This is a genomic window from Streptomyces sp. NPDC048659 (assembly GCF_040650575.1).
Taxonomy (GTDB): Bacteria; Actinomycetota; Actinomycetes; order Streptomycetales; family Streptomycetaceae; genus Streptomyces.
Genome location: NZ_JBEZHM010000027.1, coordinates 37,754 through 60,771, shown reverse-complemented (window position 1 = coordinate 60,771; position 23,018 = coordinate 37,754). Strand labels below are relative to the sequence as shown.

21 protein-coding genes are annotated in these 23,018 nt (G+C 74.4%); 4 read left to right on the top strand and 17 right to left on the bottom strand.

Annotation, left to right across the window (positions count from 1 at the left end; translation table 11 throughout):
- Positions 1–31: 31 nt before the first annotated feature.
- From AB0C99_RS21390 to AB0C99_RS21380, 3 genes are all read left to right on the top strand, one after another.
- Complete coding sequence (locus tag AB0C99_RS21390) at positions 32–607, top strand: DUF1697 domain-containing protein (protein ID WP_362477118.1); 576 nt, start codon at positions 32–34, stop codon at positions 605–607.
- A gap of 67 nt (positions 608–674) precedes the next feature.
- Positions 675–1,280: a DsbA family protein gene (locus AB0C99_RS21385; RefSeq protein ID WP_362477115.1), complete on the top strand. Its 606-nt coding sequence runs from the start codon at positions 675–677 to the stop codon at positions 1,278–1,280.
- 55 nt (positions 1,281–1,335) lie between these two features.
- Positions 1,336–1,908: a TIGR03086 family metal-binding protein gene (locus AB0C99_RS21380; protein ID WP_362477112.1), complete on the top strand. Its 573-nt coding sequence runs from the start codon at positions 1,336–1,338 to the stop codon at positions 1,906–1,908.
- Here AB0C99_RS21380 and AB0C99_RS21375 read toward each other — a convergent pair.
- The 13 genes from AB0C99_RS21375 to AB0C99_RS21315 all read right to left on the bottom strand — a co-directional run bounded on the left by AB0C99_RS21375 (position 1,905) and on the right by AB0C99_RS21315 (position 13,665).
- The gene (locus tag AB0C99_RS21375; protein ID WP_362477109.1) at positions 1,905–2,645 is read right to left on the bottom strand and encodes a sirohydrochlorin chelatase; all 741 of its coding nucleotides are present in this window, start codon (positions 2,643–2,645) and stop codon (positions 1,905–1,907) included. The genes AB0C99_RS21380 and AB0C99_RS21375 overlap by 4 nt on opposite strands.
- A gap of 5 nt (positions 2,646–2,650) precedes the next feature.
- Positions 2,651–3,550, bottom strand: coding sequence for an ABC transporter permease subunit (locus AB0C99_RS21370; protein ID WP_362477106.1), 900 nt, complete (start codon positions 3,548–3,550; stop codon positions 2,651–2,653).
- Positions 3,537–4,334: an ABC transporter ATP-binding protein gene (locus tag AB0C99_RS21365; protein WP_362477104.1), complete on the bottom strand. Its 798-nt coding sequence runs from the start codon at positions 4,332–4,334 to the stop codon at positions 3,537–3,539. The genes AB0C99_RS21370 and AB0C99_RS21365 overlap by 14 nt, the downstream gene beginning before the upstream one ends.
- A 33-nt stretch (positions 4,335–4,367) precedes the next feature.
- Entirely contained in the window at positions 4,368–5,480 is a 1,113-nt protein-coding gene (locus AB0C99_RS21360) for an aliphatic sulfonate ABC transporter substrate-binding protein (protein WP_362477101.1), read from the bottom strand.
- Between the two features lie 212 nt (positions 5,481–5,692).
- Positions 5,693–7,051 carry a GTP-binding protein gene (locus tag AB0C99_RS21355; RefSeq protein ID WP_362477098.1) on the bottom strand — a complete coding sequence of 453 codons (1,359 nt, stop codon included), beginning with the start codon at positions 7,049–7,051 and terminating at the stop codon, positions 5,693–5,695.
- Positions 7,051–7,986, bottom strand: coding sequence for a sulfate adenylyltransferase subunit CysD (gene cysD / locus AB0C99_RS21350; RefSeq protein ID WP_362477095.1), 936 nt, complete (start codon positions 7,984–7,986; stop codon positions 7,051–7,053). The genes AB0C99_RS21355 and cysD overlap by 1 nt, the downstream gene beginning before the upstream one ends.
- Positions 7,983–8,564 carry an adenylyl-sulfate kinase gene (gene cysC, locus AB0C99_RS21345; RefSeq protein ID WP_362477093.1) on the bottom strand — a complete coding sequence of 194 codons (582 nt, stop codon included), beginning with the start codon at positions 8,562–8,564 and terminating at the stop codon, positions 7,983–7,985. Before cysC ends, cysD begins: the two co-directional genes overlap by 4 nt.
- Positions 8,564–9,280, bottom strand: coding sequence for a phosphoadenylyl-sulfate reductase (locus AB0C99_RS21340; RefSeq protein ID WP_362477090.1), 717 nt, complete (start codon positions 9,278–9,280; stop codon positions 8,564–8,566). The genes cysC and AB0C99_RS21340 overlap by 1 nt, the downstream gene beginning before the upstream one ends.
- A complete protein-coding gene (locus tag AB0C99_RS21335) occupies positions 9,277–9,456 on the bottom strand; it encodes a hypothetical protein (RefSeq protein WP_362477087.1) in 180 nt (59 codons plus the stop codon). Before AB0C99_RS21335 ends, AB0C99_RS21340 begins: the two co-directional genes overlap by 4 nt.
- Entirely contained in the window at positions 9,453–11,150 is a 1,698-nt protein-coding gene (locus AB0C99_RS21330; RefSeq protein ID WP_362477085.1) for a nitrite/sulfite reductase, read from the bottom strand. The genes AB0C99_RS21335 and AB0C99_RS21330 overlap by 4 nt, the downstream gene beginning before the upstream one ends.
- A gap of 126 nt (positions 11,151–11,276) precedes the next feature.
- Entirely contained in the window at positions 11,277–11,360 is an 84-nt protein-coding gene (locus AB0C99_RS21325) for a putative leader peptide (RefSeq protein ID WP_351188065.1), read from the bottom strand.
- Positions 11,361–11,505: 145 nt separating this feature from the next.
- The gene (locus AB0C99_RS21320; protein ID WP_362477083.1) at positions 11,506–12,075 is read right to left on the bottom strand and encodes a GNAT family N-acetyltransferase; all 570 of its coding nucleotides are present in this window, start codon (positions 12,073–12,075) and stop codon (positions 11,506–11,508) included.
- Positions 12,076–12,357: 282 nt separating this feature from the next.
- Complete coding sequence (locus tag AB0C99_RS21315) at positions 12,358–13,665, bottom strand: GAF domain-containing protein (RefSeq protein WP_362477081.1); 1,308 nt, start codon at positions 13,663–13,665, stop codon at positions 12,358–12,360.
- Positions 13,666–14,223: 558 nt separating this feature from the next.
- Between AB0C99_RS21315 and AB0C99_RS21310 the strand changes: the two genes are divergently transcribed.
- A complete protein-coding gene (locus tag AB0C99_RS21310) occupies positions 14,224–15,348 on the top strand; it encodes a YihY/virulence factor BrkB family protein (RefSeq protein WP_362477079.1) in 1,125 nt (374 codons plus the stop codon).
- Positions 15,349–15,568: 220 nt separating this feature from the next.
- Here AB0C99_RS21310 and AB0C99_RS21305 read toward each other — a convergent pair whose 3' ends face one another.
- The 4 genes from AB0C99_RS21305 to AB0C99_RS21290 all read right to left on the bottom strand — a co-directional run bounded on the left by AB0C99_RS21305 (position 15,569) and on the right by AB0C99_RS21290 (position 22,951).
- The gene (locus AB0C99_RS21305; RefSeq protein ID WP_362477077.1) at positions 15,569–19,330 is read right to left on the bottom strand and encodes an SAV_2336 N-terminal domain-related protein; all 3,762 of its coding nucleotides are present in this window, start codon (positions 19,328–19,330) and stop codon (positions 15,569–15,571) included.
- A gap of 178 nt (positions 19,331–19,508) precedes the next feature.
- Positions 19,509–20,531 carry a MoxR family ATPase gene (locus tag AB0C99_RS21300; protein WP_362477075.1) on the bottom strand — a complete coding sequence of 341 codons (1,023 nt, stop codon included), beginning with the start codon at positions 20,529–20,531 and terminating at the stop codon, positions 19,509–19,511.
- A gap of 36 nt (positions 20,532–20,567) precedes the next feature.
- Positions 20,568–22,352 carry a trypsin-like peptidase domain-containing protein gene (locus tag AB0C99_RS21295; RefSeq protein WP_362477073.1) on the bottom strand — a complete coding sequence of 595 codons (1,785 nt, stop codon included), beginning with the start codon at positions 22,350–22,352 and terminating at the stop codon, positions 20,568–20,570.
- The gene (locus tag AB0C99_RS21290) at positions 22,352–22,951 is read right to left on the bottom strand and encodes a CU044_2847 family protein (protein WP_362477071.1); all 600 of its coding nucleotides are present in this window, start codon (positions 22,949–22,951) and stop codon (positions 22,352–22,354) included. Before AB0C99_RS21290 ends, AB0C99_RS21295 begins: the two co-directional genes overlap by 1 nt.
- Positions 22,952–23,018: the final 67 nt, after the last annotated feature.

The window sequence follows — 23,018 nt, the reverse complement described above, 5'->3', positions numbered from 1 at the left end:
GGAGTGTGACGACAGGCCCTAGGCTGACGCCATGCCGACGAAGCCCACGACCTACGCCGCCCTGCTCCGCGGGATCAACGTCAGCGGACGCAACAAGGTCCCCATGGCGGAACTCCGTTCCCTCCTCGAAGGGCTCGGCCACCGCGAGGTGCGCACCTACCTCCAGAGCGGCAACGCCGTCTTCACCGCCGACCGCCCGCCCGCCGCGGGCGCCGAGGACGAGCTCGCCGCCGCCCTGGAGACCGCGATCGAGGGCCACTTCGGCTTCCGCGTCCCCTGCCTGGTCCGCGACCACGGCTACCTCGCCGCCGTCGCCGCCGACTGCCCGTACCCCGCCGCCGAGCTGGAGGGCAAGCAGCTCCACGCCCTCTACCTCTCCGCGCCCGTCACCCCCGAGCGCTACGCCGGCATCGACCCCGAGAGCTACCGGCCCGAGGGGTTCGCCCTCGGCGACCGGGTCCTCTACCTCCACGCCCCCGGCGGACTCGGCACCTCCAAACTCGGCGAGGCCCTCTCCCGCCCCGCCCTCCACAAGGGCCTCACCGTCACCGCCCGCAACTGGAACACCGTCGTCAAGCTCGTGGACATGACCGCCCCCACCCCCTGATTGGCCCACGTCCACGACGCGCGAATGGCCCGGACCCCCGGGCCAACGGCCGCCTAGGGTGGGAGCCATGACGACCACCGTGGACTTCTACTTCGACCCCGCCTGCCCCTTCGCCTGGATCACCTCGCGCTGGATCCTCGAAGTCGAGCGGCACCGCGACCTCGACCTCCGCTTCCGCGTGATGAGCCTCTACTTCCACAACGAGGGCAACGAGCTCCCCGACTGGTACCGCACCCTCGTCGACGCCTCCATGGGCCCCGTCCGGGTCGCCGCCGCCGCGGCCGAACAGCACGGCGAGGAGATCCTGCGCCCCCTCTACACCGCCTACGGCACCCGCATCCACGAGCGGAAGAACAAGGACTTCGACGCGGTGATCGCCGAGTCCCTCGCCGAACTCGGCCTGCCCGCCGCCCTCGCCGACGCCGCCCACGACCCCGCCTACGACGCCGCCGTCCGGCGCAGCCACGACGCGGGCAAGGACCCCGAGGCCGACGCCTACGTCGGCACCCCCACCCTGCACGTCGACGGCACCGCCTGGTTCGGCCCCGTGCTGCGCGCCATCCCGCGCGGCGAACGCGCCGCCGAGCTCTTCGACAGCTACCGGGTCCTCACCGGCCACCCCGACCTCTTCGAGCTCAAGCGCACCCGCACCGGCGGACTCGACTTCGGGTGACGGCTGTCGCGAAACTTCAAGACCGGGCCGGGCGGCCCTCCGTAGCGTCGCGGACATGAACGAGATCCACGCACACCTCACCGTCTGCGCCGCCGAAGCCGCCCGCGTCACTCGCGCCGTCACCCCGGAGCGGCTCGACACGCCCTCCGCCTGCGCCGACTGGACGGTCCGCGAGCTCGCCGACCACCTCGTCCTCTACACCGCGCACGGCCTCGAACACCGCGCCCTGCGCACCGAGCTCCCCGAGGAGACCGTCCGGCGCTCCTTCACCGCCGAGCCCGACTGGCCCGAGCGGTACGCCGCCCAGCTCGACCGGGCGCTCGCCGCCTGGGCCGAGCCCGAGGCATGGGAGGGCGAGGTCGACCTCGGCGGCACCCCCATCGCCGCCCCCGAGATCGCCTCGCTGCTCGTCAAGGAACTCGCCCTGCACGGCTGGGACCTGGCCGTGTCCACCGGCGGGCACTTCACCGTCCCCGAGGACACCGCCGCCTTCCTGCTCGACGTCGTCGAGCGGTACGCGGAGGTCTTCCGGCAGTACGAGGGCTTCGCCGCGCCGGTCCCCGTCCCCGCGGACGCCGACGCCTTCACCCGCGCCCTCGCCCTCAGCGGCCGGACGCCGCGAGGCTAACCCGCGACGGCCGCGAGCCGGTCGGCGGTCGCGTCCTCGTACCGCTCCAGGAGCAGCCGGGCCAGCTCCGGGGCCGGGCCCAGGACGTCCGCCAGCACGTCGGCGTCGGCCGCGCCCGCCGCGATGCGGTCCGGGAGCCGGCCCGGCGCGATCACGTACGGGGCCACGGCCACCCGCCGGACACGAGGCTCGGCGCGCAGCGCCCGTACCGCCTCGTCCGTGCGGGGAAGGGATGCGGAGGCGAACGCGGGCCGCACGGAGCACCAACCGGTGCGCCGCAGCTCCCGCGCCGTTTCTGCGATCACCGCGATCGCCTCCGGGTCGGAGGAGCCCGCCGAGGCCAGGACGACCCCGGTCGAGCTCTTGTCGCCGGGCGCGAGCCCGGCCTCGTACAGCCGCCGTTCCACCGCCGCGAGCAGCAGCGGCGAGGGGCCGAGGACCTCCGCCTGCCGCACCCGCAGCCCGGCCGGGGCCCCGCGCAGCACGGCGGGGATGTCGGCCTTCGCGTGGAAGGCGCGGGTCAGCAGCAGCGGCAGCGCCACCACCTCCCGCACCCCGTCGGCGGCGAGCCGGTCCAGCACCCCCGGCACCGAGGGCAGGGTGAAGTCCAGGAACGCCGTCTCCACCCGCAGCCCCGGCCGCAGCGCGCCGGCCCGGCGCACCAGCGCCTGGACGGTCGCCGCGTGCCGCGGGTCGCGGCTGCCGTGGGCGACGACGAGGAGGGTAGGGGCGCTCATGGTGCTCAGCCCTTCACCAGCAGGCCGCGGCGGCGCAGCACGGCGCGCTCGACCGGGCTGAAGACCAGCAGGTCGATGGCGACGCCGACGAGCAGGATCAGGAAGATCGCCAGGAAGATGCCCGGCATGTCGAAGTTGTTGCGCCCGTTCTCCAGGAGCTGGCCGAGGCCGAGGCCCAGGTCGGGGGAGGAGGCGATGATCTCGGCGGCCATCAGCGAGCGCCAGGAGAACGCCCAGCCCTGCTTCAGGCCCGCGAGGTAGCCGGGCAGCGCGGCCGGCATCACGATGTGCCAGGCGCCCTTGAGCCCTGTCGCGCCGAGCGTCCGCCCGGCCCGCAGGAACAGCGGCGGCACCTGGTCCACGCCGGCCACCAGGCCGTTGGCGATGGACGGGACGGCGCCGAGCAGGATCACCGCGAACATCATGCTGTCGTTGAGGCCGAGCCACAGCACCGCCGGGGCCACCCAGGCGACCGACGGCAGCGACTGGAGCCCGGACAGGATCGGGCCGATCGCCGTGCGGACCACGCCGACCCGGGCGACGAGCAGCCCCAGCGGGGTGCCGATCGCCAGGGCGAGGAGGAAGCCCAGCAGGGCCCGGGACACGCTGGTCCACAGGACTTCGAGGAGGGTGCCCTCCAGCCACATCGTGGACAGGCTGTCCCACACGGCGCCGGGCGAGGGCAGCTTGCCCTCGTCGGCGACCTTCAGGGTGACCAGCAGCTGCCACACCACGAGGACCAGCGCGATGGCGAGGACCGGCGGCAGGACCTTCTTCAGGAGGACCTCGCGCACCGGGGCCCGGCGGACCTGCACGCTGTCGAGCGCGTCGAGTCCGGCCTCCAGGCCGGCCAGGTCGTCGGTCTTCACCCGCTCGGCGGGCGGTGTCGTCTCAGTGCTGGCCATGGCGGCGGATCTCCCCACGCAGTTCTTCGGTGATCTCGACGGACAGCTCCGCGACGGCGGCGTCCTCGATGCGGCGCGGCTGCGGGATGTCGATGGTCCACTCGCGGGCGATCCGGCCCGGCCGGGAGGACAGCAGGACGACCCGCTCGGCCAGCCGCACGGCCTCGCGCACGTTGTGCGTGACGAAGAGGACCGAGAGCCGGGTCTCCCGCCAGATCCGGGTGAGCTCGTCGTGCAGCACGTCCCGGGTGATCGCGTCCAGCGCGGCGAACGGCTCGTCCATCAGCAGCAGGTCGCTCGCCTGGGCCAGCGCCCGGGCCAGCGCGACCCGCTGCCGCATCCCGCCGGACAGCTCGTGGACGCGCTTGCCGTACGAGCCGCCGAGCCGCACCAGGTCCAGCAGCCGCTCGGCCTCCGGGCGCCGCTCGGCCTTCGGCAGCCCGCGCAGCTTCAGCGCGAGCTCGATGTTCTTGCCCGCGGTCAGCCACGGGAAGAGGGCGTGCTCCTGGAACATCAGGGCCGGCCGGCCGCCGGGGGTCTCGATGGACCCCGCGGACGGCCGGTCGAGCCCGGCGACCAGGTTGAGCAGGGTGGACTTGCCGCAGCCCGAGGCCCCCAGGAGGGTGACGAACTCGCCGGGCGCGACATCGAGCGAGATGTCGTCGAGGACGAGCTGTCCGCCGGCGGGTCCGCCGAAGGACTTCGAGACGTGCTCGATGCGCGCGGCGTGACCGGCCGCGCGGACGCGGTCCTCGGCCTTGGCGAGCGTCGTGGTCGTGGCCATGGTCGTCACCTCCTGGGTGGGGCTGCGGCTGGGTTACTTCGCGCCGAGACCGGCGTCGGAGACCTCGGGCTTGCCCGCGGCCTTCAGGACCTTGTTGAGCGGCTTCAGGTCGTAGATGCCGTTCAGGTCGGGCTGCTTGAGGAGACCGGCCTTGACCGCGTGGTCGGCCTGCGCCTGCAGGGTGGCCGCCAGCGGGTCGTCGATGAACTGGATCGACGGCCAGGCGCTGTCGATGACCTTGTCACCGAGCGGCTTGCCCGACAGCTCCTTCAGCTTGGCGTTGGCCGACGCCTTCGCCTTGTCCTGGTTGGCGTTGATCCACTCGTTGGTCTTCACCGAACCGCGCAGCACCGCCTCCACCACGTCGGGGTGCGCCTTCAGGAACTTCTGCGACACGATGATGTTGGTGATGACGAACTTCTTGTCCGGCCAGATGTCGGACTCGTCGAGCAGCACCTTCGCGCCCTCGCTCACCAGCTTCGACGCGGTCGGCTCCGGCACCCAGGCGCCGTCGACGGAGCCGGACTTGTAGGCGTCCGGGGTGATCTTGTTGTCCGTGCGGACCACCGAGACGTCGCCCTTGCCGCTCTGGGCGTCGACCTTCCAGCCCTTCTCCGAGATCCAGTTGAGGAAGGCCACGTCCTGCGTGTTGCCGAGCTGCGGGGTGGCTATCTTCTTGCCCTTGAGGTCGTCCAGGGTCTTGATCTTGGCCGGGTTGACGACCAGCTTCACGCCGCCGGAGGCCGAGCCGCCGACGATGCGCAGGTTGGTGCCCTTGGACTTGGTGTAGCCGTTGATGGACGGCGAGGGGCCGATGAAGCCGATGTCGATCGAGTCGGCGTTGAGCGCCTCGATCTCGGACGGACCGGCGTTGAACGTCGACACCTTCAGCTGGGTGCCGCCCAGCTCCTTCTGGAAGATGCCCTCCTGGTCGCCGACCAGCGCGGTGGCGTGCGTCAGGTTGGGGAAGTACCCGAGCCGTACGGTGTCGGCGGAGAGCTTCGTGCCCTCGGCGGCCACCTTCTTCTCGTCGGTCTTCTTGGCGTCGGAGCCGTAGCCGCAGGACGCGAGCGCCCCGACGAGCAGGGGCAGGGCGGCAGCGGCGGCCAGGCCGCGGCGCAGGGTGGTACGGGTGGTGGCAGGCACGGGAGGTGTTCCCCTCGAATCAGCTTCTGCGAAGTCTTCGTCTGTGTCTATGTCGTACGGGGTGGCACGGGTCGAGCAGCGTGACGCCGCGACAGCGGCGCGTGGAGGTCAGCACGCACATCGCGCGACACCTCCCCGGCCCGCGCCGAGCGCACCGGAACCCACCCGGCCGCCCTCCTTCGCGAAGGTGGCCCAGAAGTCCTGAATCATCGTCAGAAGTCCCATCCTTCTTCGTTGTTCACGTCGTTCGCGGCCGGTTCGGCGATCGCCTTGGCGGAGGCGAAGGACTCGCCCGCCATGCCGGCGGCGAGCGTGGTGCCGTCCGCGGGGTCGATCAGCAGGAACGAGCCGGTACGGCGCGAGTCGGCGTACGCGTCGAGCGCGAGCGGCTCGGCGGTGCGGACGCGGACCCGGCCGATGTCGTTGGCGACCAGCCGCCCGGGCTCCGGGTGCTGGGAGAGGTCGTCCAGGGTGAGCCGGGACGGGATCTCCTTCACGATCGCCTTGACCGTGCGCGTGGTGTGCTTCAGCAGCACCCGCTGCCCCACGGTCAGCGGGGTGTCCGCCACGTGGCAGACCGTCGCCTCGACGTCCTGGCTGGTCGCCGGGGCGTCGCCGACCGGGGCGAGCAGGTCGCCGCGCGAGATGTCGATGTCGTCCGCGAGCCGGATCGTCACCGACTGCGGCGCCCAGGCGATGTCGACGGACTCGCCCAGCGCGTCGATCCCGGCGATCGTCGTCGTCCGCCCCGAGGGCAGGACGGTGACCCGCTCGCCGACTCGGAAGGCACCGGCGGCGATCTGGCCCGCGTACCCCCGGTAGTCCGGGTGCTCGGCGGTCTGCGGGCGGATCACGTACTGCACCGGGAAGCGCGCGTGGCAGGCCGTCAGGTCGTGGCTGACCGGGACGGTCTCCAGGTGCTCCAGGACCGTCGGGCCGCCGTACCAGTCCATGTTGGCCGACGGCTCCACCACGTTGTCACCGGCGAGCGCCGAGATCGGGATCGCGGTGATCTCCGGGACACCCAGCTCGGAGGCGTACGTGGTGAACTCCTCGGCGATCGCGGCGAAGACGGACTCCCGGTACTCGACCAGGTCCATCTTGTTCACGGCGAGGACCACGTGCGGTACCCGCAGCAGCGCGGCCACGGCGGCGTGCCGGCGGGTCTGCTCCACGACGCCGTTGCGGGCGTCGACGAGGACCACGGCCAGCTCGGCCGTCGAGGCGCCCGTCACCATGTTCCGGGTGTACTGCACGTGCCCCGGGGTGTCGGCCAGGATGAACCGGCGGCGGGGCGTCGCGAAGTAGCGGTACGCCACGTCGATCGTGATGCCCTGCTCCCGCTCGGCCCGCAGGCCGTCGGTCAGCAGCGCCAGGTCCGGCGCCTCCTGGCCGCGCGAGCGGGAGGCGTGCTCCACGGCCTCCAGCTGGTCCGCGAGGACCGACTTGGAGTCGTGCAGCAGCCGCCCCACCAGGGTGGACTTGCCGTCGTCGACGGACCCGGCGGTGGCGAAGCGCAGCAGGGTGGTGGCCGCGAGCTCGGCGGCCGGCTGCTCGATGGACGTGCTCATTAGAAGTACCCCTCGCGCTTGCGGTCTTCCATCGCGGCCTCGGACAGCTTGTCGTCCGCGCGGGTGGCGCCCCGCTCGGTGAGCCGGGACGCGGCGATCTCCGTGATGACGGCGTCCAGCGTGGTGGCGTCGGAGTCCACCGCGCCCGTGCAGGACATGTCGCCGACGGTGCGGTAGCGGATCAGGCGCGTCACGACGGTCTCGGACTCCTTCGGGCCGCCCCACTCGCCCTCCGTCAGCCACATGCCGTCGCGCTGGAACACCTCGCGCTCGTGCGCGAAGTAGATCTCCGGCAGCTCGATCTTCTCCCGCTGGATGTACTGCCAGACGTCCAGCTCGGTCCAGTTGGAGAGCGGGAAGACCCGGACGTGCTCCCCGGGGGCGTGCCGGCCGTTGTACAGCTGCCACAGCTCGGGCCGCTGGCGGCGCGGGTCCCACTGGGAGAACTCGTCGCGCAGGCTGAACACCCGCTCCTTGGCGCGGGCCTTCTCCTCGTCGCGCCGCCCGCCGCCGAACACGGCGTCGAAGCGGTGCTGCTGGATCGCCTCGGTCAGCGGGACGGTCTGCAGCGGGTTGCGGGTGCCGTCGGGGCGCTCGCGCAGCTTGCCCGCGTCGATGTACTCCTGCACGGAGGCCACGTGCAGCCGCAGCCCGTGCTCGGCCACCACCCGGTCGCGGTACTCGATGACCTCGGGGAAGTTGTGCCCGGTGTCGACGTGCAGCAGCGTGAAGGGGACCGGCGCCGGGGCGAACGCCTTCAGCGCCAGGTGCAGCATGACGATCGAGTCCTTGCCGCCGGAGAAGAGGATCACCGGCCGCTCGAACTCGCCCGCCACCTCGCGGAAGATGTGGACGGCCTCCGACTCCAGGGAGTCGAGGTGCGACAGCGCGAACGGGCTGCCCGTCGCCTCGTGGACATGAGCGACAGTGGTCACAGCAGACCCCTCTCGGTGAGCAGCGCGAACAGCTGCGCCGCGGACTCCTGCACGGTCTGGGTGTGGGACTCGATCCGCAGATCCGGGTTCCGCGGCTCGTCGTACGGGTCGTCGACGCCGGTGAGCCCGCTGAGCTCGCCCGCGGCCTGCTTGGCGTACAGCCCCTTCACGTCCCGCACCGAGCACACCTCGACCGGAGTGGCGACGTGCACCTCGACGTACGGGGTGTCCTGGGCCGTGTGGCGCTTGCGGACCGCCTCGCGGCTGTCCTCGTACGGGGCGATGACGGGGACGAGCACCGTCACGCCGTGGGAGGCGAGCAGCTCCGCGACGAAGCCGATGCGCTGCACGTTGGTGTCCCGGTCCTCGCGGCTGAAGCCGAGGCCCGCGGAGAGGAACTCGCGGATCTCGTCGCCGTCGAGGACCTCGACGGGCCGGCCCTCGGCGCGCAGCCGGCCGGCCAGCTCGTACGCGATGGTCGTCTTGCCGGCGCTCGGCAGGCCGGTGAGCCAGACGGTGGCACCGGTCACGTGGTTCTCCTGGGAGGTCTCGGTGTGGGGGGCTTCGGTGGTGGTCATCAGGTGTGCAGTCCGCACTCGGTCTTCGCGCGTCCGGCCCAGCGGCCGGCCCGGGCGTCCTCGCCCTCCTCCACCCGGAAGGTGCAGGGGGCGCAGCCGACCGAGGGGTAACCGTCCATGAGCAGCGGGTTGGTGAGCACCCCGTGCTCCAGCACGTACGCGTCGACGTCGTCCTGGGTCCAGCGGGCGATGGGGGAGATCTTGACCTTCCGCCGCTTCTCGTCCCAGCCGACGACCGGGGTGTTCGCCCGGGTCGGGGACTCGTCGCGGCGCAGGCCGGTGGCCCAGGCGGCGTACGCCGTCAGGCCCTCCTCCAGCGGCTTGACCTTGCGCAGCGCGCAGCACAGGTCCGGGTCGCGCTCGTAGAGCTTCGCGCCGTACGCGGCGTCCTGCTCCTCGACCGTCTGACGCGGCGTCAGGGTGATGACGCGGACGTCCATCACCGCGTCGACCGCGTCCCGGGTGCCGATGGTCTCGGGGAAGTGGTAGCCGGTGTCGAGGAAGACGACGGACACGCCGGGCAGGGCGCGCGAGGCGAGGTGGGCGACGACCGCGTCCTCCATGGAGGAGGTGACGCAGAAACGCCCGCCGAAGGTGCCCGCGGCCCACTGGAGGATCTCCAGCGCCGAGGCGTCCTCCAGCTCCCGGCCCGCCCGCTCGGCCAGTGCCTTCAGCTCGGCCTCGGTGGCGTCCGCGGCGATCGGAGTGATCGTCATGTCTCGTCCCTTCCAGGGGTGTTGCCCGAAGTGCCCGGGGCGAGCAGCCCCAGGAACTTCAGCTGGAAGGCTCGGCTGCACGCCCGGCATTCCCAGGCCCCGTGGCCGGTCTCGTGCGGGCGCAGGTCCTCGTCCCCGCAGTAGGGGCAGTGGAAGGGCGCGGCTCGCTCGCTCACGACAGCGCCTCCTCCGGGGCGCGCGCGGCCCAGGTGGCGAAGCGCTCGCCGGGCTCGCGCTCCGCCTGGTAGCGGGTGAGGACCCGCTCGACGTAGTCGGGCAGTTCGGCGGAGGTCACCTTGAGGCCGCGGACCTTGCGGCCGAAGCCCGCCTCCAGGCCGAGCGCGCCGCCGAGGTGCACCTGGTAGCCCTCGACCCGGTTGCCCTCGTCGTCCAGGACGAGCTGGCCCTTGAGGCCGATGTCGGCGACCTGGATGCGGGCGCAGGCGTTCGGGCAGCCGTTGATGTTGATGGTGAGCGGCTCGTCGAACTCCGGGATGCGGCGCTCCAGTTCCTCGATGAGGGAGGCGCCGCGGCCCTTGGTCTCGACGATGGCGAGCTTGCAGAACTCGATGCCGGTGCAGGCCATCGTGCCGCGCCGGAACGGGGACGGGTTCACCCGCAGGTCCAGGGACTCCAGGGCGGAGACGAGCGAGTCGACCTGCGCCTCCTCGATGTCCAGGACGATCATCTTCTGCTCGGCGGTGGTACGGACCCGGCCCGAGCCGTGCGCCTCGGCGATCTCGGCGATCTTGGTCAGGGTGGCGCCGTCGACCCGGCCGACGCGCGGGGCGAAGCCCACGTAGAAGCGCCCGTCGAGCTGCCGGTGCACGCCCACGTGGTCGCGCCAGCGGCCGGCCGGCTGCCGGGGGGCGGGCCCGTCGGTCAGCTTGCGCTTCAGGTACTCGTCCTCCAGGACCTGGCGGAACTTCTCCGGGCCCCAGTCGGCGACGAGGAACTTCAGCCGGGCGCGGGTGCGCAGCCGGCGGTAGCCGTAGTCGCGGAAGATCGAGATGACGCCCTCGTAGATGTCGGGGACCTCGTCCAGGGAGACCCAGGTGCCGAGCCGGACGCCCAGCTTGGGGTTGGTGGAGAGGCCGCCGCCGACCCAGACGTCGAAGCCGGGGCCGTGCTCCGGGTGCTCGACGCCGACGAAGGCGATGTCGTTGATCTCGTGCGCCACGTCGAGCAGCGGCGAGCCGGAGACCGCGGACTTGAACTTGCGGGGCAGGTTGGAGAAGTCGGGGTTGCCGACGATGCGGCGGTAGATCTCCTCGATGGCGGGGGTGCCGTCGATGATCTCGTTCTCGGCGATGCCGGCGACGGGGGAGCCGAGGATGACGCGCGGGGTGTCGCCGCACGCCTCGGTGGTGGACAGGCCGACCGCCTCCAGGCGGTTCCAGATCTCGGGGACGTCCTCGATGCGGATCCAGTGGTACTGGACGTTCTGCCGGTCGGTGAGGTCGGCGGTGCCGCGCGCGAACTCCTGGGAGATCTCGCCGATGACCCGCAGCTGCTCGGTGGTCAGCCGGCCGCCGTCGATGCGGACGCGGAGCATGAAGAACTCGGCGTCCAGCTCCTCCGGCTCCAGGACACCGGTCTTGGTGCCGTCGAGGCCCTCGCGGCGCTGGGTGTAGAGGCCCCACCAGCGCATCCGGCCGCGCAGGTCGTTGGGGTCGATGGAGTCGAATCCACGCTTGGAGTAGATCGTCTCAATACGTGTCCGCACATTGAGACCGTCGTCGTCCTTCTTGAACTGCTCATTGCCGTTCAGCGGGGTGAAGTGCCCCGCGGCCCACTGACCCTCGCCACGGTGACGCCCGGCCTTGCGGCGGGGGGTGGCGGGAGCGGGGTTTTCCGGGTTGGCGGCCATGGCGATATGTCCTTCGGGACTGCGAGAGGGCGGCTCTGACCTGCACACTCGCGCTCAGGATGGAGGGCGGCGCGACAGTGCGCAGAGAAAGGGACTGCAGGAAGATGCGCGGCGGTGCTGGTTCGCTCAGCGCGCCGAACAGATGGCGCTGGACATGCGGCCGAGGTCGACGTGCCGCCGACTCACCAAGGCAATTCCAGTTCCAGACATGACGGAAGCGTGTCACGGGACTTTGGACCCAGTCCAGCATTATCCAGAATGTGGACGCAGGTGTCTCGCTGGGCGAGATGGTGTGGTCTGGGTCACGCAAAAGGGGCCCAGTTCAGGGCCCCTTCGCATGTGGGTGAACGACGGCTCAGGCGTACGCGCCCGGCCACGGTCCCGGATTCGCGGGCTCCGTTATCTCCTCGGTCTTGGTGTCGAACAGGCGGAAGCCACGCCGCTCGTAGTTGGCCATCGCGTGCGGCCCGTCCAGGGAGCAGGTGTGCAGCCAGACCCGCTTGGTCGGCGCCCGGTCCGGCCAGCGCTCGGCCAGGTCCCAGGCGCGCTCCACCCCGTACGAGAGCAGCCGCCCGCCGATCCGGCGGCCCCGGAAGGCCGGGATCAGGCCGAAGTAGACGATCTCCACGACCCCGTCGTCCTGCGGATCCAGCTCCACGTAACCGGCCGGCGTCCCGTTCTCGTACGCCACCCAGATCTCGGCACCCGGCTTCTCCACGATGGCCTGCCACTGCGGGTAGGTCAGCGACAGCCGGTCGGTCCAGCGGATGTCGCCGCCGACCGCCGTATAGAGGAAGCGGCTGAACTCCGCCGAGGGCACCCCGGCCCGCTCGATCCGCAGGTCGACCCCTTCGGGCGGGGCGACCGGGTTCAGATCGGACGGCGAGGTCTGTTCCAGCGACCAGGTGGTGAGAGTGATGCTCATACGCCCATCGCATCACGCGGAGCGGCGGATTCCTACAGGTGACGGACGTGGACCTGGTGTCCTCGGACACATTGTCCGTCATCCGGACAGGCGGTGGACGGGGCGGCCGGGCGGCGCGCGCGGGCCCACGGCCGGGCCTTACGGGCGGGCACCCACGGCCGGGCTTGACGGGCGGGCCGGGCCGCGAGCCGGCTGCCGGGCGCCGCGAGCCGGCTGCCGTGAGCCGGGCGGCACGGACAGGCCCCGCGGCCGGGTCCCGCGGCCGGGTCCCGCGGCCGGGCCCTACCCCCGCGGCCCCGTCCTCCCGCGGGCCGCGAGCACCGCCGGGGCCGTGGACCGGGGCAGCAGGTCCACCGGATGCTCGGGGCCCCGCAGCTCCACCTCGACCTCCTCGCTGAAGCGGTACGGGCGGTGCGCGAGGACCCCCGCCAGGCTCCGCCGCACCCGCGACATCTCCGCCCGCACCGTCACCGTCCGGCTCCGGTCCCCGAACACGTCCTCCGCCAGCTCCGCCGCCGACCGCCCCTCCGGGTGCAGCGCCAGCACGTACAGCAGCTCCGCGTGGCGCGGGCTCAGCTCCTGCGACCAGCTCCCCGCCGCACCCGACACCTCCACCGTGCACCGGCGCGGCCCGCTCACGTCCAGCACCACCCGGCTCGCCGCGCCCGACCCCGCGTCGGCGGGCCCGGCCTCCTCCTCGGCTCGCAGCAGCCAGCCGCCCGGCAGCGGCTCCACCGCGCACATCCCCAGCGACGGCAGCCACACCCGGCCGGCCCGGAAGGACTTCGGCAGCGCCAGCCGGTCCACCGGCGCCGTCCCGGTCACCGCCGCCGTCCAGCCGTGCGTGTCCACCGCGACCGCCCGGCCGCCCACCCGGCACAGGATCGGCGCCGCCACCGACCGCAGCCGCTCGATCGACCGCAGGTGCCGCTGCCGCAGCTCCGCCTCGGCGAGCTGCGCCACCGAGGCGACCAGCGCCAGCGTCGCCGGATGGAAGCTCGACGCGGGGCCGCTCACGTCCACGATGCCGAGCAGTCGCCGGTCGCGCGGGTCGTGCACCGGCGCGGCGGCACAGGTCCAGTTGTGCAGGGTGTGCACGTAGTGCTCGGCCGAGTGGACCTGCACCGCCCGGCCCATCGCGAGCGCCGTGCCCACCGCGTTCGTCCCGGTCGACTGCTCGCTCCAGGCCGCGCCCTCCTCCAGGCAGATCCCGTTCGCCTGCCGCAGCACCCCGGCGTTGCCCTCCCGCCACAGCACCCGGCCCTGCTCGTCCGTCACCACCATGATCTGCAGGGAGGCGTCGGCGATCCCCGCGAGGCCCGCGCTCAGCGTCCGCATCACCTCGCCCAGCACCGTCGCCCGGCGCCGCATCTCCAGCTCCTCGCGCTCCAGCAGCACGCTGCTCGTCCCCTGGTCCGGGTCGAGGCCGATCCGGAACATGCGCTGCCAGGAGGCGTCGATGACCGGCCGGGGAGCCAGCGGCGGCGTCCGGCCCGCCAGGGTCTCCTCCCGCACCCGGTGCAGCAGCCGGCTCGCCTTTCCGGCGTCCATGGCGGCGAGCCGGTTCAGGTCCAGCTTCGTGTTGTTCATCGGTCCCTCCCAGCTCCCGGCTCCCCGCGGGGCCGCGTCGGCGCGCCGTTGCCGTATCGGTTCTGCTCCCGGTCCCCGCCGCGCGTCCGAACCGGGCGCGCCCACCGGGGCCGCCGGGGCCCATCGTGCCGCTCCACAGAGCGACGCGAAGGGTGCTTGGGGTAATCCTGCAACCCCTTGCAACTCTGGCGACCCCCGCCCCCGTCGACGACGCTGGAGCCGAAGCGGAGGGTGGTGCCGTGTCGGCGCAGCACCACCCTCGGCTTTTCCGCGCGTGCCGACCTCCCCGGAACGCCCGCCGAACGGCGGACGGCCCCACGGGTCCACCCCTGGGCACGCGCGGACATCACTCCCAGGACGGTCCGCCCGCACGCGAGTTCACACAACCGGACGGACCCGCTCCACCCCCCGGTGCGGACAGGTGTTCGCCCCCGTCCCCCACTCCGGTGCCCGTCCCGGCGGGGCCCGGCCGTCCGCCGCACGGAACGCGGCCCACCAGGGACGGAGCATGGTCGGTCACGGTGCCGGTGCCGGCGGCCGTGCCGATACGGTAAGGAGGTGCAGGCAGCGAACGAAACCCCCGAAAGGCCCGAGCGTCGGCCCTGGAGCAGACTCCACCGCGCTCGCGTCCTCTACCGCAACGTCTCGAAGCGGAAGATGGTCTGGCTGCTCCTCAAGGACACCGTGAACTCGTGCATCGAGTACCGCATCCTCGGACTCGCCGCCGAAGCCGCCTTCTTCACCCTGCTGTCGCTGCCCCCGCTGCTCCTCGGCCTGATCGCCCTCCTCGGCTACGCCGACGAGTGGACCAACACCAACACCGTCGCCAGCATCGAGGAGAACATCCTCCACGCCGCCGGAACGGTCCTCTCCGACCGGGGCGTCAACGAGTTCGCCCGCCCCCTCCTGGAGGACGTCACCCAGGGCAAACGGCCCGAACTCATCTCCCTGGGCTTCGCGATCGCCCTGTGGTCCGGCTCCCGCGCGGTCAACGTCTTCATCGACACCATCACCGTCATGTACGGCCTCGACGGGCACCGCGGCATCGTCAAGACGCGCCTCCTCGCCTTCCTGCTGTACATCGTCGCCCTGCTCATCGGCGCCGTCGTGCTGCCGCTCGCGGTCGTCGGACCGGACCGGATCGTCGAGTTCGTCCCCTGGGGCACGGAGGTCGTCTCCGTCCTCTACTGGCCCACCGTCGTCCTGCTGTCCATCGCGTTCCTGACGACGCTTTACCACGTGTCCGTCCCCGTCCGCTCCCCGTGGATCGAGGACATCCCCGGCGCCCTCGTCGCCCTCGGCATGTGGTTCCTCGGCAGCGGCCTTCTGCGCCTCTACCTGACCAGCCAGGTCGAGGGCCCCACCATCTACGGCTCCCTCGCCGCCCCCATCGCCGTCCTGCTGTGGATCGGCATCTCCGCCTTCGCCGTCCTCGTCGGCGCCGCCGTCAACGCGGCCATCGACCGCGTCTGGCCCTCCGTCGCCACCGCCGCCGCCCGCGAGGCCAACGAACGCGTCCGCGCCGCCCAGGCCGCCGACCTGGTCGCCCGGATCCGCGCGGAGGCCGACGACGTGGACGAGGACGACCCGGACATGCCGTCCGAGTTCCCCGAACGCTGGTCCAAGTTCCTGCCCCCGGACGACGTGAAGTCCCGCCTGCACGCGGGCTGGGAGAAGGACTGACGCCCCGGGCCCGATGAGGCCGGATGAGGCCCGACCGGCCCGTACGGTACGGGCTCGGCGGCGGGCCAGCCCCGTACGGTACGGGCTCGGGCAGCGGGCCTGCTCCTACCGTACGGGCTCGGGCAGCGGGCCCGCTCCGATCGTACGGGCTCGGCAGCGGGCCAGCCCCGTACCGTACGGGCGCGACAGCCGACCCGACCCGGCCGATCCCGCCCCGCCCCTACGCCACCGGCACCCCCGGCCCCGCGTCCGGCATCACCACCACCGAGTGCCGCCAGCCGCCCGCGGTCGCCGTGATCGTGCCGAAGTCCCGCCGCCGCGCCCGCGACAACCGACCCCGCAGCCCGTGCGAGACCAGCGCCGTCACCACCAGCCGCGCCCCGAGGGCCACCGGGCCCGGCGCCCGGCGGCCCGCCTCGGCCAGGTTGAACGCCGCCCCGTCCGACTCGTCGTGGACCACCACGACCAGCCGCGCAGGCCGGGCACGGCCCCCCGGGAGCCGCGCCGCCAGCTCGTACGGGAAGGTCCCCACCAGCCACTCCACGAACGCGACCGCGTCGGCCTCCGGCGGGAGCGGCGCCAGCATCGGCGAGACACCCCGGGGGGCCCGCAGCTCCCCGGCGCCCGCCCCCCGCACCAGCGCGGCCACCTCCGCCATCGTCTCGCCCGCCCAGGGCGCCAGATCCTGCTCCACGACCACCAGCCGGCCCGGCGACACCGCCCTCGACACCCGCTCCAGCGACGCCAGCCGCTCCTCGATCCGCTCCCGCGCCTCCAGCAGCCGCACCCGCTCCGCCGCCGCCCAGGTGCCGAGGATCCCCGCCAGCGGCGGCCCGTACCAGAGCGCCAGCGCGCCCCGCAGCTGCGAGCGCGCCGCCGCGTGCTCCCCGCGCGCCAGCAGCCGCTCCGCCTCGGCCACCCGCGCCTCGGCCCGGCCCACGTCCAGGAACCGGGCCGGCAGGTCCAGCGCGTACCCCCCGTCGACCCGGCGCGCCGGGACGCCCAGCGCCTTCAGGTGGTGCACGTACTGCGCCGGCCGGAGCTTCGGGTGCTCGCTCAGCGCCTCCGCCATCTCCGCGTCGGACACCACCTGTCCGCGCGCGGTCAGCAGCCGGGCGAGGAAGGGGTTCGTCTGGTACGCGTTCTCACCGACGTCCTCGCCGCCGATCCACGCCTGCGGCCTGCCCAGCAGCCGGTAGTCCGAGGTCGTCGCCTTGAGCTGGCTCGGCAGCCGCAGATTGGCCAGCAGCGTCGCCCCCCTGCGGCGCCGGTCCGGGGCGTCCGAGAGCAGCCCCGTGACGGCCTGCCGCAGTTCGAGCGGCAGCCCCGGGTCGAGCTGCGGCCCCTCCTCCGGCGCCCCGCCCCCGGACGAGCCCGCGAGCGACGGCGGAGCGCCCGTCAGCATCTCCAGCAGGACGCACCCCAGCGCGTACAGGTCGGAGTCCGGCGTCGGCCGCCCCCACCGCCGCTCCGGCGCCAGATAACGCGCCGTGCCCGGCCAGCTGTCCAGCCCCGCCAGCCGCGCCGGGGACGGGAACTGCGAGGTGCGGTCCGGGTCCTCGTGCGGCGGGGAGTACGGCCAGCGCAGCCCGTGGTGGCAGAGCCGAGGCGGCCCGGTGTCCACGCCGAGCACCTTCGACGGCGTCAGGTTCCCGTGCGGGATGCCGCCCCGGCCCAGCATGGCCGTCCCGTGGTGCAGCGCCCACAGGCCGTGCAGCACGCTCCGCGCGATCGACGCGGCCTCGTCCACCGGCAGCGGGCCGCCCGCCTCGTCGAGCCGCTGCCGCAGCGAGCGCCCCGGCGCCAGCTCGGCGACCAGGCAGCAGCCCTCGTCGAGCATCAGCGCGTCGAACACCTTGATCAGGTTCGGCGCCGTCACCCGGGCGACCTCGTAGCCGCCCGCCAGGAAGTCCGCGCCCGCCGACCGCCGGTCCCGCCCGTTGTGCCCGGCGACCACCGGCTCGCCCGGCGCCGGGAACGGGAAGTACGACAGGGCCACGTGCCGCTGGAGATAGCGGTCGTACCCCCGCCACACCCGCGCCGTCCGCCCGCCGATCCGCTCGAAGACCTCGTACCGGTCGGGGTCGAGCGGCGGCGGCCCCTCCGCGGGGGCGGGGGTGCCTGGACGCGGGGTCGTGTCCTTGGGCCTGGACCCGGACTCGGAGCCGGAGTCGGAGCCGGAGTCGGAGCCGGAGCCGGAGTCGGGCTCGGACCCGTATACGGACCCGGGCTCGGATACGGATACGGGCCCGGCCCCCGGTCCGGCCCCGGTCGCGGGTCCGCCTCCGGACCCGGCTCCCATCCCCGACCCGCCTCCCATCCCGACCCCGGGCCCCATCCCGGTCCCGCCCCCCATGCCGGAGCCGGCCATGGGAGGTACGGATCCGGTCGCCGCCGAACCGCGCGGCCGCTCCGGGCCCCGTAGCAGCCGCACCGTCTCCTCGCTGACCAGCGCGAACGGGCGGCCCACCGCGCGGTCCGGGCCCCGCCCCTCCAGGCTCGCCACCAGCGCCCGGAACTCGCCCGGCAGGGCGCCCGCCCGCGCCTCGATCTCGGCGCTCACCCGCGCCAGCAGCTCCGCCGTGCGGACCAGGGACGTCCGGGGCAGCGCGCCCAGCAGCACCTCCCGGACCCCCGGCCGGAACGCGTACGCCCCGGGATCCGCGCCCGGGTGCGCCCGCAGCATCCCGCTCAGCACCACCTCCGCCAGGTGCCCCGGCTCCGGCCGCCGCTCCACCGCCGCCTGCACCAGCCGCATCACCGGCAGCCGCGCCGAGCCGACCGCCAGGTGCGCCGCCAGCCGGAACGCCTGCGGCGAGGCCAGCGCCCGGAAGCGCAGCACCAGCTCCTCCGGGTCGGCGTCCGCCGGGACCAGCCCGTCCTCCGGCACCACCGGCCCGCCGGGCACCACGAACGTCGCCGCGCCCGGCACCTCCGCCCCGGCGGGGGAGGCGACCAGCGCCGCCCAGTGGCCGAGCCAGCCCGCCGCCGGCTCCAGGACCGGGAGCGGGACGCCCGCCCCGCCGCCCGGCAGGCCGTCGTACGGGACGAAGCCCAGCGCCGTGTTGGGCACGCCCGCGGCGGGCGAGACGAACCGGCCCGGCACGGCGGGCGCCGCGGTGTGCCGCCACAGCCGCTCCGGCAGCGGCTGCACCAGCGCGACCGGCGCCTCCCCGGCGAGCGCCGCCAGCGTCCGGCGCCAGCGGGCCCCGGCCGGACCCTCCCGCCACTGCGGCCCCATGGCGTCGCTCACCACCAGCACCGCCGTGCGGCCCCGCTCCCGGTGCCGCCGGGGCAGCTGCCCGTCCTCGCCCAGCCGCAGCACGTCCAGCGTCCGGAAGGCCCCGGTCTGCGCCAGGACCGTGTGCAGCTCGCGGACCAGCGGGCGCCACATCGGCATCGTCGGGCCCGTGTCGTACACGATCCGCAGGTGCAGCCAGCGCTCCTGACGGGGCCGCAGCACCGGCAGCCACGGGCGGCGGCCCGCGCCCAGCGCCGCGATCCGGTCCGCCGTCGCCGCCTCGTCCACCTCCCGCCCCGCCGGGCCCGGCACCGTCCGGCGCAGCGGGCGGAGCGCCCGCTGGAGGGCCAGCGGGCGGGCCAGCATCGGCGGCGCGGGCGCCAGCAGCGGGCTGTGCGCGGGCCCCGCGGGACCCGGCGCGGGCGGCGCGGCGGGCGGGTGCAGCGGCACCCGCGGCGGCGGCGGCTCGGCGCCCGCCGGGGGCGGCGGGCCGGGCGGGACCGGCGGCGGGCCGGGCGCGGGCGGCGGCACCGCTGCCTCGGGCCCCGGCACGCGCACCGGGCGCACCCGCCTCGGCGGCACGGGCGGCCTCGGCGGCCTCGGCGGCCCCTCGGGCGCCGACAGCCGCGCCAGCCACAGCAGTTCCGCCAGCTCGCGCCCGGTCGGCGGCTCCGCCCCGGCCGTCGCGAGGACCTCGGCCAGCGCGGCCAGGGCGCCCGGCGTACCCGGCGAGCCGGTCACGTCCGGTGCACCCGAAGCACCCGGCACGTCCGTCGCACCCGGCGTACCCGTCATATCCGTCGCACCCGGCCCGTCCGGCGCCCCCGGCGTACCAGGCGAGCCGGTCGCACTCGTCGCACCCGGCACGTTCGTCGCCCCCGGCCCGTCCTGCCCACCCGGCTCCGCCCCCGCCGCCCCGTCAGACGTCATCGACGTCCCACGACTCCGCCGCCCGCCCCAGATACGGCATCAGCGCCTTCGCCAGCTCCTCCCGCGACCCCGCGTCGAGCCCCGCCGTCCGGGTCAGGTACACCGCGTTCAGCAACTGGTCGGTGGCGAGCTCGCCCGCGCTGCCCCGGCGCAGGAACGCGTCGACCAGCGCGTGGTCCCGCTCGTCGAGCTCGCCCAGATGCGCCCGCACGATGTCCTCCAGCTGCCGGCGCGGCGGCTGGTGCAGTTCGAGCCGCACACAGCGGCGCAGGAACGCGGGCGGGAACTCCCGCTCGCCGTTGCTGGTGAGCACGACGAACGGGAACGCCCGGCAGCGCACCTCCCCGTGCCGCACCGGCACCCGCTCCTCCGCGTCCGCCACCATCACCTCGGCCACCGGATGCGAGCGCGCGGCCCGCACCAGCTCCGGGATCTCGTACTGCCCCTCCTCCAGGACGTGCAGCAGGTCGTTCGGCAGGTCCAGATCGCTCTTGTCGATCTCGTCGATCAGCAGCACCCGGGGCCGCTCGTACGGCAGCAGCGCCGTGCCCAGCGGCCCGAGCCGCAGATGGTCCTCGATCGCCGCCTCCCCGCCCGACCGCTCGCCCTCGGCGGCCCGGCCCGCCGCGTACAGCCGCGACAACGGGTCGTAGCGGTACAGGCCGTCGGTCAGCGCCGTCCGGCTGGTGACGTTCCAGCGCAGCACCCGGCCGAGCCGCAGCTCGCGCGCCACCGCGTACGGCAGGCTCGACTTGCCGCTCCCCGGCGGGCCCGTCACCAGCAGCGGGCGCCGCAGATGCAGCGCCGCGTTCACCAACTGCACGGTCTCGGCCGTCGGTTGATACGTCCGGGCCCGGTGCGCCCGGCCCGGCGCGCTGCCCGCCTCGTCCTCCTCGCGGGGCGGCGGCAGCGCGGGCCCGCCGTCGAACGCCCGCCACGGCGGCGGCGCGGGCAGCGCGTCGACACCGTCGTGCGGCGCGCTCGAACCGGTGTACACGGGCCAGAGGGACATCGCTGCTGCTCCAAGTGAGGGATACGGGAAGGCTGTTCAGCCGACGGGGGAGTGGCGCAGCGGACGGACGTCCGGGAACCGGCGCGGGTCCTCCCACACCAGGGACAGCTGCGCCGCCCAGTGCGGTTCTGGCCCCTCGTGCAGAAACGCCTCCTTGCGCAACCGGAAGACCAGGTCCGGGAGTTCGCCCGGTGGGAGCCGGGAGATCCGCTCCGCGATCCGGTCCAGGAAACCGCTGCCCGAGCAGTCCCCGGCGCACGGGCCGCCCGGCGGGCAGCCGTCGCGCGGCCACAGCACGATCGGCGCGGGCGCGTCCAGGGCGGCGCCGTACAGGCTGCGCTCCCGCGACGCCGTCGGCGGCCGGCCGAAGCCCACCGCGCCCCGCACGTCCTGGAGCAGCACCGACAACTGCGCCGGGCCCTGCGGGGTGGCGCAGGCCACCCGGTGCAGCGGCGAGCCCTCCTGCCGGTCCAGCTCCTCCCACACCCGCTTCAGCGCGAACTGCTGCCGACCCTTCGACCGCCGGTCGTGGTCCAGCACCACCACCGGCGAACTGCACCCGAGCGGCGGCTCCTGGCCCCGCTTGCGGGTCCACTGGTCGACGTCCTTGTTCAGCCAGGACCGGGGCAGCGCGAACGCGATCAGCGGACGCCCGTCGACGATCTCCTCGTACGCCTCGTCGATCCGGTCCAGCACCCAGCCCCGCAACCGGGCCGCCGTCAGCCGCCGTTCGCTCACCAGCAGCCGGTCCCCGCCCCGGTACACGGACACCTCGGCGATCACACTGGCACCGTCCGCCCCGCTGCGCCGCACCTCCACCAGGATCGGCGCCCAGGGCACGGACCCGCCGGGACCGGCCCGCCCGGCGTCCCCGGTCCGCCCGGCGTGCGCGGCCGGCGCGGTCTCCCGGCGCGGCCCCCGGTGCCGGTCCCGGTGCTCGCGGGCCCACCCCCGGAAGGCCCGGCGCAGCTCCTCGTCCTGCGTCAGGTCGGCGACGCGCAGGGCCAGTTCGGCGAGCGGCAGCCGCCCGCGCACCGGGGTGGTCTCGGAGAGCAGGTGCCACACGCCCCGCCACAGGTCCCGGGGCGGCGCGGGCGGCAGCGGGGGTCCCAGCGGCCCGGTCGCGGCGGCCAGCAGCCGCTCGACCGGCACCGGCAGCGGCCCGGCCCGCTCCACCAGCTCGACCAGGCCGCGCTTCTCCTCCGGAGAGCAGCCCGGAGTGGGCACCAGCGCGGCGAGCGCGGGCACGTAACGGGCCAGCACCCGGGCGGGGAGGATCCGCGCGTTGCGCACCACCGGGTCGTACGAGGCGACCATGCCGACCACGGTCCCGTCGGCCGCGCGCATGGCCGCCGCGCCGCTGAAGCCGTGCGAGGGCTCCTGCCCGAAGCCCTTCCAGTACTCCGCCTGCTGCCACTCGTCGTGGATCAACTGCCCGGCGGCGGTGGTCCGCAGCTCCGTCTGGGCGCCCTCGTGCGCGTACCCGTCGGGGAAGCCGTACGCCACCAGCCGCGGCGGCTCCCGGTCCCCGGCGAGGTCCTCGGGCCCGGCGAACGCGATCGGCGGCACGGGCACCGGCCGGTCCAGCGTCAGCACCGCGACATCGCCCGGGTCGGCCGCCCCGCCGCCCCACGGGCCGCGCCGGGCCACCCGCGCCCGCACCTCCCCGAGGCCCTGCGCACCGGGGAACCAGACCGTGGCGTCCGACCGCCCGTCCACCACGTGCGCGCAGGTCAGGACGGTGTCGGCGGCCACCAGGAACCCGGAGCCCAGCACCAGCCCCGCCCCGTCGACCCGCGCGTGCCAGGCGGGAGAACCCATCAGCGCGGGCCGCCGCCGGCGCCGGGGCCAGGGGCGTCGGGGCGGGCGTCGGCACCTGCGCCGCCGTCGGTACCGGCGCCACCGTCGGTACGCGTGCCGCCTGTGCCGCCCGCGCGGTCAGCACCGTCCGCGCGGTCAGCGCCGCCCGCGCCGCCCGCTAGATCAGCGCCGCCCGCGCCGCCCGTGCCGCCCGCGAGGTCAGCGCCCCCCGCGCCCCCGGTCCCGTCCTCCGGGGCGCCCGCCGCCCGAGCCGCCGGGACCGAGACCGTGGTCTCCGGGCCCGCGCCGCCCGGCGACCAGGACAGCTTCACCGTCAGGTGCCCCTCGACCGCCGTCTTCGCGATGACCGCGCCCGCCTCGGCCGTCAGCTTCACCCCGAACTCCAGCTCCACCGCGTCCGGCCGCAGCGCGCCGCCCCGGAACACCGCGAGCGCCGACTCGGCCGCCGCGCGGATCCCCACCAGCGCCTCGTCGAGCGTCTGGCCCGCGCGGACCAGGGAGTTGCCGCCGCGGGAGACCGGGCGGGCGCCGGGCTGGTCGCCGTCCGCCTCCACCAGGACCGTGCCGTCCCCCGTACCGAACTCCATGAGTGTGCCCACAACTACCCCCGTGGCCCGAACAGTTGGTTCGCGCACCATTCTGTCCGACGGCCCCGCCCGTGTCAGC

Bases quoted from the DNA above. Each gene is read 5' to 3' on its own strand.
- AB0C99_RS21390 (WP_362477118.1), top strand. From the start codon at position 32: ATGCCGACGAAGCCCACGACCTACGCCGCCCTGCTCCGCGGGATCAAC.
- AB0C99_RS21385 (WP_362477115.1), top strand. From the start codon at position 675: ATGACGACCACCGTGGACTTCTACTTCGACCCCGCCTGCCCCTTCGCC.
- AB0C99_RS21380 (WP_362477112.1), top strand. From the start codon at position 1,336: ATGAACGAGATCCACGCACACCTCACCGTCTGCGCCGCCGAAGCCGCC.
- AB0C99_RS21375 (WP_362477109.1), bottom strand. From the start codon at position 2,645: ATGAGCGCCCCTACCCTCCTCGTCGTCGCCCACGGCAGCCGCGACCCG.
- AB0C99_RS21370 (WP_362477106.1), bottom strand. From the start codon at position 3,550: ATGGCCAGCACTGAGACGACACCGCCCGCCGAGCGGGTGAAGACCGAC.
- AB0C99_RS21365 (WP_362477104.1), bottom strand. From the start codon at position 4,334: ATGGCCACGACCACGACGCTCGCCAAGGCCGAGGACCGCGTCCGCGCG.
- AB0C99_RS21355 (WP_362477098.1), bottom strand. From the start codon at position 7,051: ATGAGCACGTCCATCGAGCAGCCGGCCGCCGAGCTCGCGGCCACCACC.
- cysC (WP_362477093.1), bottom strand. From the start codon at position 8,564: ATGACCACCACCGAAGCCCCCCACACCGAGACCTCCCAGGAGAACCAC.
- AB0C99_RS21340 (WP_362477090.1), bottom strand. From the start codon at position 9,280: ATGACGATCACTCCGATCGCCGCGGACGCCACCGAGGCCGAGCTGAAG.
- AB0C99_RS21330 (WP_362477085.1), bottom strand. From the start codon at position 11,150: ATGGCCGCCAACCCGGAAAACCCCGCTCCCGCCACCCCCCGCCGCAAG.
- AB0C99_RS21325 (WP_351188065.1), bottom strand. From the start codon at position 11,360: ATGTCTGGAACTGGAATTGCCTTGGTGAGTCGGCGGCACGTCGACCTC.
- AB0C99_RS21320 (WP_362477083.1), bottom strand. From the start codon at position 12,075: ATGAGCATCACTCTCACCACCTGGTCGCTGGAACAGACCTCGCCGTCC.
- AB0C99_RS21315 (WP_362477081.1), bottom strand. From the start codon at position 13,665: ATGAACAACACGAAGCTGGACCTGAACCGGCTCGCCGCCATGGACGCC.
- AB0C99_RS21300 (WP_362477075.1), bottom strand. From the start codon at position 20,531: ATGTCCCTCTGGCCCGTGTACACCGGTTCGAGCGCGCCGCACGACGGT.
- AB0C99_RS21295 (WP_362477073.1), bottom strand. From the start codon at position 22,352: ATGGGTTCTCCCGCCTGGCACGCGCGGGTCGACGGGGCGGGGCTGGTG.